Origin of the sequence: Enterobacter sp. RHBSTW-00593, from assembly GCF_013784105.1 — a bacterium.
Classification (GTDB): domain Bacteria; phylum Pseudomonadota; class Gammaproteobacteria; order Enterobacterales; family Enterobacteriaceae; genus Enterobacter; species Enterobacter ludwigii.
The window spans coordinates 2,366,435-2,381,904 of sequence record NZ_CP056393.1 but is presented as its reverse complement, the minus strand read 5'-3'; the positions used below and the strand labels follow the sequence as shown (position 1 = coordinate 2,381,904).

Below are 15,470 nucleotides of genomic sequence, written 5' to 3'. Positions count from 1 at the left end.
AAACAGCGCCACCCTACGTGGCTACTCGCTCAGATTGCGCCAGCAGCGCACGCTACAGCCCTCAACTGAAGGCTGTAGCGACTGCGGATGTTCGCATCCTTGCGCTGCCTGCGGACAGCGGTCCCGGAAATAACAGCCGGTGGGAAGGTGACGATTGCCAGGAAGCTCTGTTTTACGCAGCGCCAGGTTTTCATCCAGCGGTTCACCGGTTCTGGGGATGGAATCAAGTAGCAGCCGGGTGTAGGGATGGCGTGGCCTGACAAGCACCTGATCGGTGGTTCCCAGTTCCACGATCTGGCCCAGATACATCACCGCCACACGATCGCTCATGTGTCTGACTACCGACACGTTATGTGAGATCAACACATAGGTGAGGTTCCGTTCCTGCTGCAGTTTTACCAGCAGGTTGAGGATTTGCGCCTGCACGGAAATATCCAGCGCGCTGGTGGGTTCGTCGAGCACGATGATGTCTGGATTGGACGACAGCGCCCGGGCGATAGCAATGCGCTGGCGCTGCCCGCCTGAAAAGGCATGCGGTAGCCGGTCAAGATATTCCGCACGAATACCCACCTGCATCGCCAGCGTCTCTGCCAGCTGGCGCCGTTCGCGTTCACTGCTGCGTTTTTGCACCCACACCGGCTCGGTGATGATGCGCCACACCGGCAGACGCGGGTCGAGGGAGGAGAGCGGGTCCTGAAAAACCATCTGCATGCCGCCCGCGTGATGCGTCCGCTGATAGTCGCCGGTGCTGGGCCTGAGCATGCCCATCAATAGCTGTGCCAGCGTGCTTTTCCCGCAGCCGGATTCCCCAACAATGCCCAGCGTTTCGCCGCGACGGATCTGCAGGTCCAGCCCATTGAGGGCATGCACCTGTTCCGTGACGCGGCCCAGCCAGTTTTTGCGCGCGGGAAAGTTGACATGCACGCTATCCAGTTCAAGCAAAATGTCAGACATGGTGTTTCTCCCGTTGCGGGTACCAGCAGGCAGCCATCTGGCCCTCTGCACCATTAGGAAGCAAGCGCGGTGCCTCACCGCATTTCGTCCCGGCGGCAAAGCAGCGCTCGCGGAACGCGCAGCCTTGTGGAAGCTGGCTGAGATTAGGCACCGTGCCGGGAATGGCCGGAAGCAACTCGCGCGGCGCACCGTTTTCAGGTGCACATTGCAACAGGCCGATGGAGTAGGGATGAACGGGATGGTGGATCAGCGTTTGCGTGGCACCGCTCTCAATTACGCTTCCCGCGTACATCACATACATCCGGTCACAGAGCTGGGAAACCACGGCCATATCGTGGCTGATAAACAGCACCGAGGTTCCGCTGGCCCGCGCCTTGTGCTTCAGCAGACGCAGTACCTGCAGCTGCACGGTTACATCCAGCGCCGTGGTCGGCTCGTCGGCGATGATAAGTTCAGGCTCGCAGGAGAAGGCAAGGGCGATCATCACCCGCTGACGCATGCCGCCGGAGAGTTCAAACGGATAACGCGCCATCACCGCTTTCGCGTCCGGGATTTGCATCTCCTCCAGCAGGGCAATCGCTTTTTGCTGCGCCGCGCGACGGTCGAGCGGCTGATGCTGGCGGATCACCTCCACCATTTGCTTACCAATCCGCCGCGTTGGGTTCAGGGCGGTCATGGGCTCCTGAAAAATCATCGCCACTTTTGCCCCGCGCCACTGGCGAAGCTGTTTTTCCGATGCGGTCAGAACATCTTCTCCCAGCAATGTCACCTGACCGTGATGAATTCGGTAGCTGCCTTCCGGCAACAGGCGCATGGCAAGCATGGCGGTAACCGACTTCCCCGACCCCGACTCGCCCACTACGCCGACAATCTCCCCCCGTTTAATCTCCAGCGAGACGTGGTTCAGCGCATGAACCTCACCGCGATATATCGGGAAACTCAGATGTAAATCCTCGATGGTTAAAACAGAGTCGGTCATGATTGTTTCCCTCCTGATTTCGGATCCAGCAGGTCGCGGATGCCGTCACCAAAAAGATTAAAGCCCACGGCGGTAATCAAAATGGCCGCGCCAGGAAAAGCGCAATACCACCACTGGTCAAGTACATAATTGCGCCCTACGGCAACCATCGCGCCCCATTCGGCGGTGGGTTGCTGTGCGCCCAGACCGATAAAGCCCAGCGTGGCGGCCATCAGAATGGCGCTGCCAATATCCAGCGAAGCCTGCACAATCAGCGGCGGCAGGGCGTTGCGCAGAATATGCCAGCTGATTAAATGCCAGCGTGATGCGCCGAAGGTGCGGGCCGCCTGAACATAGGTAAACTGGCGCACGACAAGGGTTTGCCCGCGTGCCAGACGCACGTAAAACGGGATACGTACAATCGCGATGGCGAGCATTGCGTTAAACAGGCTCGGCCCCAGCGCCGCCGCCAGTGCCATGGTCAGCACCAGCGAGGGAATGGAGAGCATCACGTCCATAATGCGCATAATAATGGCGTCGCCGCGCCCGCCCAGTACGCCAGACAAACAGCCCAGCAGCGAGCCAATACCGCCCGCAATCACCACAACGGCCAGCCCCGCGCTGATCGACTGCTGGCTGCCGGCGAGCACCCGGCTGAACAGATCGCGGCCAACCTCATCGGTGCCAAACCAGTGTTCGGCAGACGGAGCCTGCAGACGCGCGGTCAAATCCAGCGCATTGGGGTCATGCGGCACAATCCACGGTGATGTCACCATCAGCAGGAGCATCAGGATCATGATCGCGGCGCCAATCAGCGTGAGGGGACTTTTACGCAGCATCCAGAACAGTTTTGCCCAGTTGATGCCTGCTTTCGCTGTTTTAACCGGGACGGGCGTTTCCTGAGTCAACATCATTCGGCACCTCCGCGCCCGATTCGCGGGTCAACCCACAGATAGAGCAGATCGACCACCAGATTAACCAGCACATAGGCCAGTGAGACTACTACCGCGAAGCCCATGACGGCAGGGAAATCGAGCGCCTGAATAGAGGTGACGACCCAGGCGCCCATTCCCGGCCAGGCAAAGACGGTTTCGGTGAGGACTGCGCCATACAGCAGATCGCCCAGTGCCAGTCCAAGCACGGTAATTGACGGGATCATCGCATTGGGCAGGGCATAGCGCAGCACGATGTACCAGCCGGGCAATCCGCTGGCGCGTGCGGTTCGTATGTAATCTTCACTGAGCTGCTCCAGCATGGCCGAGCGAACCTGACGCGCCACAATGCCGAGATGAACAAATGCCAGCGTCATCGAAGGTAAAATCAGATGCTGCAGGGCATTGAAAAAGACCTCCCCGTTGCCTTCCAGCAGCGCATCCACCAGATAAAAGCCGGTAACGCGCGTCGGCGGATCGAGCCAGTCGTCAAGCCTTCCGCCGCCCGGCAGAAGTTGCAGATGCCCGTAGAAGAGGACAATCACTCCCAACCCAAGCCAGAATGCGGGCGTTGAAATGCCCGTCATCGCCATTAAGCGCACCAGATGATCCAGCCAGCGGTCACGGTAGACCGCCGATAAAATCCCCAGCGGCACGCCGATAACCAGCGCCAGTAGCAGGGAACAAAAAGCCAGCTCCAGGGTGGCCGGGAAAAAGGCCTTCAAATCTTCCACGACCGGACGTCCGGTGCGGATAGAGGTGCCTAAATCGCCATGGGCCAGCGCATCCACATAGCGACCAAACTGGATATACAGCGGTTGATCCAGCCCCAGCTGCTGGCGGATGCCTTGCACAATGTCGTCGCTGGCGCGGTCTCCGGCCAGCAGGCGGGCCGGATCGCCGGGGATCAGGTGTGAAATAATAAAGGTGATGATACAGACACCGGCCACCACCAGGATTAACCCCCAGCAGCGCTGGCGCACAATGCTCCAGAACGTCATACACTTTCCCCCGGCGAGAACCGTTATTTACTCATGGTGGCAATGTTAAAGACCTGCTCCAGCATTGGATTAAAGGTGAAGCCTTTCACCTCTTTGTTCATCGCCAGCTGGTAGTTCTTCTGGAACAGATACACGTAGGCCGCCTCGTCGATCACCACCTTCTGCGCCTGCTGGTAATCGTGGGTACGCTCCGCCTGATCGGTGGTTTTCAGGGCCGCCTTCAGCAGGGCGTCGACCTCTTTGTTCTCGTAAAACGAGCGGTTACCCGGCAACCCTTTTTTGTCCGACTCAAACCAGTAGTTCATGAACATGTACGGGTCGGCAAAGTCCGGGCTCCAGTTGCCAATAGCGATGTCATAGTCACCTTTCCCGACACGATCGCGCATGGTGGCGTTAGCCAGTTTTTCCAGCTTCACGTTGATGCCGATCTTGCCGAGGCTCGCCTGCGTGGACAGGGCGATCGGCTCCCAGTTGGGGTCGTTGTCTGAATAGAGGAATGTCAGGCTTGCTGGCTTGTCTTTGACTTTCTCCAGCGCGGCTTTGGCTTTGGCCTCGTCAAAGCTGTACTGCATTGCCGTGGCGTCAAACCCCCACATGCCGTCCGGTATCGGGCCGCGCATCTGTTTACCATTGCCGCTCATGATGCCTTTCACCATCCCCTGATAATCCGTTGCCCAGGAGACGGCCCGACGTAAATCCACCTGATTGAGCGGGGCTTTGCTGTTATTCAGATAAAGATAGGTCACGCGCAGGGACGGATATTCCGCCACCGCCACTTTGCCTTCTTGCTTAAGGGCTGAAAGCTGATCGACGGGCAGTGAGTCGGCGATATCCAGATCGCCACGGGAAAGCTGCAGGCGGCGTGAAGCGCTTTCACCAATAATTTTCACCGAAACGCGCTTGAAGTGCGGCTTCTCACCCGCCCAGTGTGGATTCGGAACGAGCACCAGCTGCTGACCTTTCTGCCAGCTTTTCAGCATGAAAGGCCCGGACCCGGCGGTGTTTTGCGCTAAATAGCCGCGTGCATCATCAGCAGCGTTTGCTTTTAGCACCGCCGGGTTAACGATCGACGCACCGTCGTTGGCCAGGGTGTAGAGGAACGGGGCAAACGGCTGGCTGAGGGTGAATTTCACCGTGTGCGGATCGACCGCATCAATTTTGAGATCTTTCGGGAACGCTTCAGACGGCCCCTGGCTAAGCTTCAGCAGACGTTCAAAGGAGAGTTTTACCGCCTCGGCAGTAACCGGCGTGCCATCGGCGAATTTTGCGTTATCGGTAAGGGTAAAGGTCCACTCTTTCTGATCCTCTGACGCTTTCCAGCCCGTTGACAGGTCGCCCTCCACCTCGGTGGAGCCTGGCTTGTACTTCACCAGACGCTGATAGGCGGGGTAGGTCACCGTCCAGTCGTTGTTATCAATGGTCACCGCCGGGTCGAGCGTTTGCGGGTCGGCCGCTTTTCCGATCACCAGCATATCTTTCGGGACGGCAGCCAGCGCAACCGGGGCGCTGAGTGCCAGCGAGGCGGCGATCAGGGTAGTAAGAAGCGTTGTTTTCATGGCAGTGCTCCAGTTTTAAAGAGGGGTGTGCGTCAACGGGAAACAGGCAAAACGATCGTCAAGCAGGGGATAGCTGGCCGCGTTCGGCAGCTCGAAGTGCCACCATTCGCTGCTGATTCCCACAAAGCCGCCACCGGACATGATGGCGTTAAGCAGCAGGCGATTGCGCTGCGCGTGCGGCGGCACGGACGGGTGCCAGGCGTGCGAGCGATCGTGCATTTCGTCAAAACCGGCCCCCATATCCAGCACGGTGTTCTGTTCGTCCATCAGCGTAACGTCGATGGCCGTCCCGCGGCTGTGGTTGGAACCAATCGCCACATCAACCACGTATTCCGGGTTCGGGCAGGCATCCCACAACTGAGCCTGCGCTTCCTGCGGACGATAAGCGTCGTAGACCACCAGCTTCAGCCCGGCCAGTGCGGCGATGCTGATGGCTTTCGCCAGCGCGGTGGCCGCATCGGTATGCAGCAGGCACAGCGCCTCCTGATAAATCGGACGGCCCGTGATGTTGTCGGATGTGGCGTATTTCAGATCGATATGCAGCGCAGGGAAGGTCTTCGCCACATCAATCAGTTCACTCTCTGGGGGCATAGCTCCGCTCCTTTAACGTTCGAATTGACCAAACTCTTGTTGTAATTGTCGGTTTACCGCCAGCCGCTGTGGAAGGGCATCACCCAGCGCTTCCACGACACCTGACAGCAGCAGGTTGAACAGACAGCTCACAGGTGCCAGCGAATCCCAGAAATGGCCGGTTTCGGTTTTCACCTGCAGTAAATCAAGCGGGTAATCCCGCGCCCACGGGCACCAGATATCGGTGATCAGGGCCAGCGAAATACCTTTTTCGCTCGCGACCCGACAGTACTGCCGCGCAATGGTGGAATAGGTGCGGGTATCGGTCAGTACCACGTAGGGGTGGGCGAAACCGGAGTTCAGGGATTCAACCCAGCTGCCGGACGCGCCTTCGGCGTAGCTGACGCGCGGGCGAAGGTACTCAAGATGACTGAAGAAGGCGTTGGCTATCCCACGTGTCGACTGGATCCCCAGCACGAAAACCGCATCGGCGTGGGCAAGCTGATGAACCACCTGGCGGAATGCGTCGGTGTGCGCCAGCTGATAAACCTGGGTGATGGCATCCACCTCCAGCGACAGAGAGTGCTGAAGGCGGTTGGGCAGAGGGGACTGCTGCTGCCAGGAGTCCAGCCGCTCGTTCATACCCCAGGGCTGATGCGGGTCGCGCAGGCTCTTTTTGGCATCTTCCAGATTGCGGTAGCCGAGTTTTCGCAGAAAGCGTCCCACGGTAATGCCGCTGGTGCCGGTCGCCAGACCCACGCTTTCAGCCGTTTCAAACGGGATCTGTGCGGCATGCGCCAGCAGCCAGCTTGCCACCCGCTTCTCGCTGGGGGTCAGTTGGCTGAACGTGGCTTCAATACGGCTCAACACCTCGGGTTTTGTCGTCATACCGCCTCGCTGTTAACAGGCTGTCAGTCGTCAGGTTTGTGTTATTTGATTAACAATGCATGACGCGTGCCATGTCCACATCGCGACGGGACGCCGCTGTGCTGCAAACTTCATGCAATATTTAGTTAACCAATGATCAACATTTGTGCAGCGTAGTTCACTTTTGGTGCACTGGCTGAGCGGGGAGGTATGAATTTCGTGAATACGTCAGCGTCTTCACATTTTTGATAAGATAGAGACAACGTAAATATGAAAGGGATCCCGGCATGGCGAACTTGCCCTGGCGTATCAGCGTGCGTCTGATGGCGCTCGCAAAGAAAATGGCGATGATCGCAGGAGTGGTACTGATCGTCCTGCTCGCGGTTCGGGTTTATCTCTCGCAGCAGGGGCCGGAACTGCATCTCTGGCATACCTGGCGGGCAGATGAGATGTCCGTACGCGAGATAGATAAGGCGAATTTTGCCCTGTATGTCGCCCGGGAAAACGCCATTTTCGCCGATCTGGATAACGCGGTAACGCGCAAAACCCAGGGTGAGGAGCGCACGCCGTTAAACCGCTACTACCGTCAGAGCCTGGTTTGGCCCGGTAAATTTTCACCCGATGCCAACCGCTCCTTTGTGCTGATGCCCGCCGGAACGCCACGCGGCGCGGTGGTGTTGCTGCACGGGCTAACAGATTCGCCTTACAGTGTCCGGCATCTTGCCCGCGATTATCAGCAGCACGGTTTTGTGGCGGTGGTTCCACGCCTGCCCGGTCACGGCACCGCGCCCGGCGCGCTGACGGACGTTGACTGGGAGAGGTGGCTGGCGGCGACGCGCCTTGCCGTGCGCGAAGCCACGCGGCTGGCGGGAGACAATGTTCCCCTGCATCTGGTGGGTTACTCCAACGGTGGGGCGCTGGCGATGAAATATGCCCTTGATGCGCTGGACACGCCTGCGCTTCGCAAACCGCAACAGCTCATTCTGCTCTCGCCAATGATTGGCGTTACGGCGTTCGCCCGGTTTGCAGGATTGGCCGGATTGCCGGCGATGTTACCGCCGTTTGCCAAAGCGGCATGGTTAAACATCTCGCCGGAATATAATCCGTATAAATACAACTCCTTCCCGGTCAATGCGGCGCGCCAGTCATGGCTCTTGACCCAAGCCCTGCAGGAGCAGATGGGGCGGGATGCCCGGGAGCACAGACTGGACCAGCTGCCACCGGTACTCGCATTCCAGTCGGTGATGGATTCAACGGTCAGCACCCGCGCCGTGGTCACCGGGTTATTTGACCAGCTTCCGGCGAACGGCAGCGAGCTGGTTGTATTTGATATCAATCAGGCCGCCAGCTTCCGTCCTCTCTTTAAACCGTCGTCGTGGGCGGCGACCTCTGAGTTACTGCCTGTGGCGAAAAGACGTTACGGTGTCACGATTATTACCAATGCCAGCGCGGACAGTTTTGCCGCGGTGGCGAAAATAACCCCTGCGGGACGCACCGATGAGACCGCGGTACCGCTGGCGATGTCCTGGCCGCAGGAGGTCTATTCACTGTCGCATGTCGCCGTGCCGTTCCCACCTGATGACGATCTCTATGGCCGACATCCTGCGGAGAAAAACCGGTATGGCATTAGCCTCGGCACGATTGCGCTGTGGGGGGAAACCTCCGTGCTGAGTGTAGGCAAAGACGCGTTAATGCGGGTGACCTCGAACCCGTTTTATGCCTACATGCAGGAGAGGATTGACAGACGCATCGGGGATGAGAAAAAGTAGCCTCTCCCGCAAGGGGTTAATCTGTTAGGTCGCGCAGATGAAGTATGTTAAACAGTAATGTCCAACGCATACCTCTTATCGGAACACGTTTTTGTGCTGACTACTCTTATCTACCGCAGCCAGTTGAATTTATCCTGCCGATCCGCCGAACTCCAGGCGCTGGTTGAACAGGCCAGGACGCGCAATGCCGGGTTGAATATTACCGGCGTTCTTCTTTCAAAAGGAGATGATGTCCTGCAACTCCTCGAAGGCTCGGAAGAGAGTGTGGTTAGGCTGTTTCAGAAGATCCGTGAGGATAAGCGGCACAGCGGCGTGGTTGAGCTTATGCGGGATTACGGCCCCCGCAGACGTTTTGAGAATGTCGGTATGCTGCTGTTTGACCTGCAGAACCAGTCGCCGAAAGACGTTCTGCAGTCGGTGCTACACTACAGCAAACTGGACAGTTATCTGACATCTGATGATCGGGTGTTCAAATTTATTCAGACGTTTATTACCGGCAAACGACCGGCCCCGTCGGGGGCGCGTTTTGCCCCGGAGAAATGGACGCTCTCGCGTGAGAAATCGCCGTTTGGCGAGAGTCTGGGTCTGCTGGACAAACAAACCTGCCAGTTCGCCCTCCAGCCCATCGTCGAACCGCTGGAAGGGAAAATCAGTTCACTTGAGGCCCTTATCCGCGGTAATGACGGGGGAAGCCCGGAGCATTTTTTCAGCCGCCTCGATCAGGACAAAATCTATGAAGTCGATCTCCAGACCAAAGCCTGGGCTTTTGCGCTGGCCGATAAACTGGGGATCGGGAGCCATAAAATCGCGGTAAATCTTCTCCCGATGTCGCTGGTGAAAGTGCCTGGCGCCGTGGAGTTTCTGGTTGAACAGATTAAACAACATGGGCTTCAGCCGGAGCAGGTGGTCATTGAAGTGACCGAAAACGAGATGATTTCCGGGTTCAACAAGTTCATTAGCGCCATTAAACACCTGCGCGCTGAAGGTATTGGCCTGGCGATCGATGATTTCGGTTCGGGCTACGCCGGGCTTTCACTGCTGACCCGATTCCAGCCGGATAAAATTAAAATTGACCGCGAAATTGTCAGCAATATTCATCTCAGTGGGCCAAAACAGGCGATTGTGCGCTCGATAGTCAGCTGCTGCACCGACCTTGAAATCACCCTGGTGGCGGAAGGCATCGAGAAGCTGGAAGAGTGGTGCTGGCTTGAATCTGCCGGGATCCGACGTTTTCAGGGCTTTCTGTTTGCCCGTCCAGCGCTGAATGGCGTAGGCGATATTAGCTGGCCACACCTGGTGCGTTAAGCCAATTTTCCTTCCGTATTATTTCCCCTTCGTCCTGCCTGTGCTTAAATAGCTAAAACGGTTTAACATTGTTTAGCTGAGAGGATCACATGCAAAAAATCTGGGTACTTGGCGATGCGGTAGTGGATTTATTACCGGAGGGAGAAGGCCGGTTGCTGCAATGCCCCGGCGGCGCGCCGGCGAACGTGGCGGTCGGTATTGCCCGTCTGGGCGGGAAAAGCGCCTTTATCGGCAGGGTTGGCGACGATCCTTTCGGTCGCTTTATGCATAAAACGCTGGCTGACGAGCAGGTTGACGTAAACTGGATGCGCCTCGACCCGGCACACCGCACGTCAACCGTGGTCGTGGATCTGGACGAACAGGGCGAACGCTCTTTCACCTTTATGGTTCGCCCGAGCGCCGATCTGTTTCTGGCGTCAGCCGACCTGCCGCCCTTTAGCGCAGGAGAGTGGCTGCATGTTTGTTCCATTGCCCTGAGCGCTGAACCGAGCCGTTCTGCAACGTTTCAGGCCATGAACGCGGTCAGGGAAGCGGGGGGTTATGTCAGTTTCGACCCCAATATCCGCCCGGATCTCTGGCCGGATGAGGACGACCTGCGCCGCTGCCTCGAACAGGCGCTGCGATGCGCTGACGTCGTCAAACTCTCCGTCGAAGAACTGGCTTTTTTAACCGCCGACCTTGGGGTCACGGAAGGGCTGGCCGCGCTGATGCGCCGCTGTCCGGCCCGGCTGGTGCTGGTCACTCAGGGCAAAGACGGGGTCATCGCCTGGCATGACGGAACGATGAAGCATTATCCGGCAACCCCCGTTGAATGCGTGGACACCACCGGCGCAGGTGATGCCTTCGTAGCGGGACTGCTTTATGGACTGGCTTTCGCTGGGAGTATCGACAGCCACGATCTTCCACGCGTGATCGCATTAGCCCAGCGCTGCGGCGCGTTAGCCACCACGGCTAAAGGGGCGATGACCGCGCTGCCTTATCACCCGCAACTGTAATTCCTCCCGCAACGGGCCGTCTGTCGACGGCCTGAATTGTCGCCTCGATCACACTTACTAAATCGGTTTAGCAAAAAAGATTGCCGATCCAAAATTGGCAGGTTTAGTATCATCAACCTAAACCGGTTTAGCAATTTAGCACTTTCAATGACTTCTTTTAGGGATGCGACAAAATGTATAAAAAACGCAGACTTGCCGTGATGATAGGCATGCTGGCCGGAAGTACCTCTGTTTTTGCCCAAACGGATATGACGAGTATCGAAGCGCGTCTTGCTGCTCTGGAGCAGCGTCTTCAGGCCGCGGAAACCCGCGCGCAGGTTGCGGAGAAACGCGCCACCGACGCAGAACAAAAAACGCAGCAGTTGGTGACTGCCCAGCAGCAGGCGCAAACAACAACCCAGCAAGTGGCGCAACGTACCGCCGCACTGGAGAAGAAAGCCGATCAGAGCAGTGGGTTTGAGTTTCATGGCTATGCCCGTTCTGGCCTGCTGATGAACGATGCGGCGTCGAGCAGTAAAAGCGGCCCTTATCTGACGCCAGCCGGGGAAACCGGTGGCGCGGTCGGGCGTCTGGGGAATGAAGCCGATACCTACGTTGAGCTGAATGTGGAACACAAACAGACCCTGGATAACGGGGCGACCACGCGCTTCAAGGCCATGCTGGCGGATGGTCAGAAAACCTATAACGACTGGTCCGCTGACACCAGCGATCTCAATATTCGTCAGGCGTTTGCTGAACTGGGCAATTTGCCTGATTTTACCGGCGCGCTGAAGGGCAGTACCTTCTGGGCCGGTAAACGCTTCGACCGGGATAACTTTGATATTCACTGGCTGGATTCCGATGTGGTGTTCCTGGCCGGTACCGGTGGTGGCGTGTATGACGTGAAATGGAATGAATCGCTGCGCAGCAACTTCTCTCTTTACGGGCGTAACTTCGGCAGCGAAGAGCAAATCGACAATAACGTTCAGAACTACATCCTCAGCATGAACCACTTCGCCGGGCCGTTCCAGCTGATGGTGAGCGGCCTGCGGGCAAAAGACAACGACGACCGCAAAGACAGCAATGGCGATCTGATAAAAACCGACGCCGCCAACAATGGCGTCCATGCCCTGGTCGGATTGCACAATGAAAGTTTCTACGGCCTGCGCGAAGGTTCTGCCAAAACGGCGCTGCTGTACGGCCACGGGCTGGGGGCAGAGGTGAAGAGCATCGGTTCCGATGGCGCATTGCTGTCTGAAGCCGATACCTGGCGCTTTGCAAGTTACGGTGTCACGCCTCTTGGTGGCGGCTGGCATATCGCGCCTGCCGTTCTGGCCCAGAGCAGTAAAGACCGCTATGTCAAAGGCGACAGCTATGAGTGGGTCACGCTCAATACCCGCCTGATTAAAGAGGTCACGCAGAATTTCGCCCTGGCGTTTGAGGGCAGCTATCAGTACATGGATTTAAACCCGGAAGGGTATAAAGACCGAAACGCCGTCAACGGAAGTTTCTACAAGCTGACCTTTGCCCCAACGTTAAAAGCGGGCAAGATCGGCGATTTCTTCAGCCGTCCTGAGTTGCGTCTGTTCGCCACCTGGATGGACTGGAGCAGCAAACTGGATAATTACGCCAGCGATGATGCCTTTGGCAGCAGCGGTTTCAACGCCGGCGGGGAATGGAACTTTGGGGTACAGATGGAAACCTGGTTTTAACCTTTTACGCTCCCGCAGTGCGGGAGCGTTTTTCACATCATAAAAATACAGTCAGGCAGAGGTATCTATGGATTTTGATAATATCGCCCGCGCGCTCATTCCGCTGCTCGGTGGCAAAGAGAACATCGCCAGTGCGGCGCACTGCGCAACGCGTCTTCGACTGGTGCTGGTCGATGACACGCTTGCCGATCAGCAGGCCATCGGCAAGGTTGACGGCGTTAAAGGCTGTTTTCGCAACGCCGGGCAGATGCAGGTGATTTTTGGTACGGGGGTGGTTAACAAGGTCTACGCCGCGTTTATCCAGGCGGCAGGGATTAGCGAATCCAGCAAGTCCGAAGCGGCCGACCTGGCGGCACGCAAGCTGAACCCGTTCCAGCGCATTGCCCGACTGCTCTCGAACATCTTTGTGCCGATCATTCCTGCGATTGTGGCCTCCGGTTTACTGATGGGCCTGCTCGGGATGGTCAAAACCTACGGCTGGGTCAATGCCGATAACGCACTCTATATCATGCTGGATATGTGCAGCTCAGCGGCGTTTATCATTCTGCCGATCCTGATTGGCTTCACGGCCGCGCGTGAATTTGGCGGTAACCCATATCTGGGGGCGACCCTCGGCGGCATTCTGACGCATCCGGCGCTGACTAACGCCTGGGGCGTGGCGTCTGGCTTCCACACCATGAACTTCTTCGGCCTTGAGATTGCCATGATTGGCTATCAGGGAACGGTGTTCCCGGTGCTGCTGGCCGTCTGGTTTATGAGTATCGTGGAGAAAAACCTGCGCCGTATTATTCCGGATGCGTTAGATCTGATCCTGACGCCGTTCCTCACCGTTATTCTCTCCGGCTTTATTGCCTTGCTGATCATTGGCCCGGCCGGGCGTGCGTTAGGGGATGGCATTTCCTTTGTTCTGAGCACCCTGATCGCCCATGCGGGCTGGCTGGCCGGGCTGTTATTTGGCGGGCTTTACTCGGTTATCGTTATCACCGGTATTCACCACAGTTTCCATGCCATTGAAGCCGGGTTACTGGGGAATCCGTCGATTGGCGTTAACTTCCTGCTGCCTATCTGGGCGATGGCCAACGTGGCGCAGGGGGGAGCCTGTCTGGCGGTCTGGTTTAAAACCAAAGACGCAAAAATTAAAGCCATTACGTTACCGTCCGCGTTTTCGGCCATGCTGGGCATTACCGAAGCGGCAATATTTGGTATCAACCTGCGTTTCGTGAAACCGTTTATCGCCGCGCTGATTGGCGGTGCGGCAGGCGGGGCGTGGGTGGTCTCGGTACATGTTTATATGACCGCCGTCGGGCTGACTGCCATCCCGGGCATGGCGATCGTGCAGGCAAGCTCGCTGCTCAACTATATTATCGGCATGGTGATTGCCTTCGGCGTGGCGTTTACCGTCTCGCTGCTGCTGAAATATAAAACGGATTCTGAATAATGACGTTACCTTCCCGCTGGCCTGCAATCCTGCAGGCCGTCATGAAAGGCCTGCCGCGTGCTTACGCCGACAGCCATTATCCGCAATGGCATCCGGCACCGGTGACGGGGCTGATGAACGATCCTAACGGGTTTATCTGGTTTGCCGGGCGCTACCACCTGTTCTATCAGTGGAATCCGCTGGATTGCGACCATCGCTATAAGTGCTGGGGACACTGGAGCTCCGCAGACCTGGTGCACTGGCAGCATGAACCGATGGCGCTGATGCCCGATGAGGAGTATGACCGCAACGGCTGCTATTCCGGCAGCGCCGTCGATAACAACGGTGTCCTGACGCTGTGTTATACCGGCAACGTGAAATTTGATGATGGCAGCCGCACCGCCTGGCAGTGCCTTGCCACGCAACAGCCCGACGGTACATTCAAAAAACTCGGTCCGGTCCTTGCGCTGCCGGAAGGCTACACCGGCCATGTGCGTGACCCGAAAGTGTGGCAGCACGACGGGGTGTGGTTCATGGTACTGGGGGCGCAGGATCTGCAAAAACGCGGCAAGGTGCTGCTGTTCACATCTGCCGATTTGCACCACTGGGCGTCTTGCGGAGAGATTGCCGGTCATGGCGTGAACGGCCTGACCGAGGCGGGATACATGTGGGAGTGCCCGGACCTGTTTGCCCTCGACGGGACACACGTATTGATCTGCTGTCCGCAGGGGCTGGCGCGCGAACCGCATCGCTATCTCAATACTTATCCGGCCACGTGGATGAGCGGGGCGTTCGACCATACCCGCGCTACGTTTAAACATGGCGAGTTGCACGAGCTGGACGCCGGTTTCGAGTTCTACGCTCCCCAAACCACGGTGGCGGAAGACGGACGGCGGATCCTGATCGGCTGGATGGGCGTGCCGGACGGAGAAGAGATGTTTCAGCCCACACGTGCGCAGGGGTGGATCCATCAGATGACCTGTCCGCGAGAATTACACTTCCATGACGGCAAACTGTGGCAGACTCCGGTGCGCGAACTGCACGCACTGCGTGAAGAGGAATGTTGCTGGCAAGGTAACGCCAGCGATGCCCCGGCTCTTGATGCGACGCGCCTTGAGTTCGAGCTCACCTCATCTTCTGTAACCGTGGATTTCGCCGGTGCGTTGTGCCTTATCGTCGAGGACAGCGGGTTGCGTCTGGAACGCGCCAGCCTGAAAACCGGGGAGACATTGACCCGTTACTGGCGGGGCGACGTTCATCATTTACGCATTCTGTGTGACAGCTCCAGCGTTGAAATTTTCATCAATCATGGCGAAGGGGTGATGAGCAGCCGCTATTTTCCTGACCATCCGGCACGGGTGCGATTCGAAGGTGCGTCCGACATCACATTACGCTACTGGTCGCTGCGCGGCTGCATGGTAGAATAAGGGTTTTGGCAGCCGGATCTAAGTCGTT

At 57.6% G+C, this 15,470-nt stretch carries 13 protein-coding genes; 6 read left to right on the top strand and 7 right to left on the bottom strand.

The window, feature by feature from the left end:
• Positions 1–21 precede the first annotated feature (21 nt).
• From HV242_RS11220 to HV242_RS11190, 7 genes are read right to left on the bottom strand one after another with little or no spacing between them, the layout of a single operon-like run.
• Positions 22–954 (bottom strand): ABC transporter ATP-binding protein, encoded by a 933-nt coding sequence (locus HV242_RS11220; RefSeq protein ID WP_050736850.1) that lies wholly within the window; start codon positions 952–954, stop codon positions 22–24.
• Positions 947–1,933: an ABC transporter ATP-binding protein gene (locus HV242_RS11215; protein WP_020884089.1), complete on the bottom strand. Its 987-nt coding sequence runs from the start codon at positions 1,931–1,933 to the stop codon at positions 947–949. The genes HV242_RS11220 and HV242_RS11215 overlap by 8 nt, the downstream gene beginning before the upstream one ends.
• The gene (gene ddpC / locus HV242_RS11210; RefSeq protein WP_020884090.1) at positions 1,930–2,826 is read right to left on the bottom strand and encodes a D,D-dipeptide ABC transporter permease; all 897 of its coding nucleotides are present in this window, start codon (positions 2,824–2,826) and stop codon (positions 1,930–1,932) included. Before ddpC ends, HV242_RS11215 begins: the two co-directional genes overlap by 4 nt.
• On the bottom strand, positions 2,823–3,845 hold the full coding sequence (locus HV242_RS11205) for an ABC transporter permease (protein WP_050736849.1): 1,023 nt from the start codon (positions 3,843–3,845) through the stop codon (positions 2,823–2,825). The genes ddpC and HV242_RS11205 overlap by 4 nt, the downstream gene beginning before the upstream one ends.
• Before the next feature lie 23 nt (positions 3,846–3,868).
• Positions 3,869–5,401: an ABC transporter substrate-binding protein gene (locus tag HV242_RS11200; RefSeq protein ID WP_050736848.1), complete on the bottom strand. Its 1,533-nt coding sequence runs from the start codon at positions 5,399–5,401 to the stop codon at positions 3,869–3,871.
• 15 nt (positions 5,402–5,416) lie between these two features.
• A complete protein-coding gene (gene ddpX, locus HV242_RS11195; RefSeq protein ID WP_047744692.1) occupies positions 5,417–5,992 on the bottom strand; it encodes a D-alanyl-D-alanine dipeptidase in 576 nt (191 codons plus the stop codon).
• A gap of 12 nt (positions 5,993–6,004) precedes the next feature.
• Positions 6,005–6,859 carry a MurR/RpiR family transcriptional regulator gene (locus HV242_RS11190; RefSeq protein ID WP_025204147.1) on the bottom strand — a complete coding sequence of 285 codons (855 nt, stop codon included), beginning with the start codon at positions 6,857–6,859 and terminating at the stop codon, positions 6,005–6,007.
• Positions 6,860–7,125: 266 nt separating this feature from the next.
• Between HV242_RS11190 and HV242_RS11185 the strand changes: the two genes are divergently transcribed.
• The 6 genes from HV242_RS11185 to HV242_RS11160 all read left to right on the top strand — a co-directional run bounded on the left by HV242_RS11185 (position 7,126) and on the right by HV242_RS11160 (position 15,442).
• Entirely contained in the window at positions 7,126–8,607 is a 1,482-nt protein-coding gene (locus HV242_RS11185) for an alpha/beta hydrolase (RefSeq protein ID WP_063858459.1), read from the top strand.
• A 93-nt stretch (positions 8,608–8,700) separates the two neighbouring features.
• A complete protein-coding gene (locus tag HV242_RS11180) occupies positions 8,701–9,912 on the top strand; it encodes a diguanylate phosphodiesterase (protein ID WP_072126419.1) in 1,212 nt (403 codons plus the stop codon).
• Positions 9,913–10,001: 89 nt separating this feature from the next.
• Positions 10,002–10,907, top strand: a complete 906-nt coding sequence (locus HV242_RS11175) for an aminoimidazole riboside kinase (protein WP_049022379.1) — start codon at positions 10,002–10,004, stop codon at positions 10,905–10,907.
• A 173-nt stretch (positions 10,908–11,080) separates the two neighbouring features.
• Positions 11,081–12,598 (top strand): carbohydrate porin, encoded by a 1,518-nt coding sequence (locus HV242_RS11170; RefSeq protein ID WP_014170154.1) that lies wholly within the window; start codon positions 11,081–11,083, stop codon positions 12,596–12,598.
• Between the two features lie 67 nt (positions 12,599–12,665).
• Entirely contained in the window at positions 12,666–14,036 is a 1,371-nt protein-coding gene (locus HV242_RS11165; RefSeq protein ID WP_025204151.1) for a sucrose-specific PTS transporter subunit IIBC, read from the top strand.
• The gene (locus HV242_RS11160) at positions 14,036–15,442 is read left to right on the top strand and encodes a sucrose-6-phosphate hydrolase (protein WP_050736845.1); all 1,407 of its coding nucleotides are present in this window, start codon (positions 14,036–14,038) and stop codon (positions 15,440–15,442) included. Before HV242_RS11165 ends, HV242_RS11160 begins: the two co-directional genes overlap by 1 nt.
• Positions 15,443–15,470: the final 28 nt, after the last annotated feature.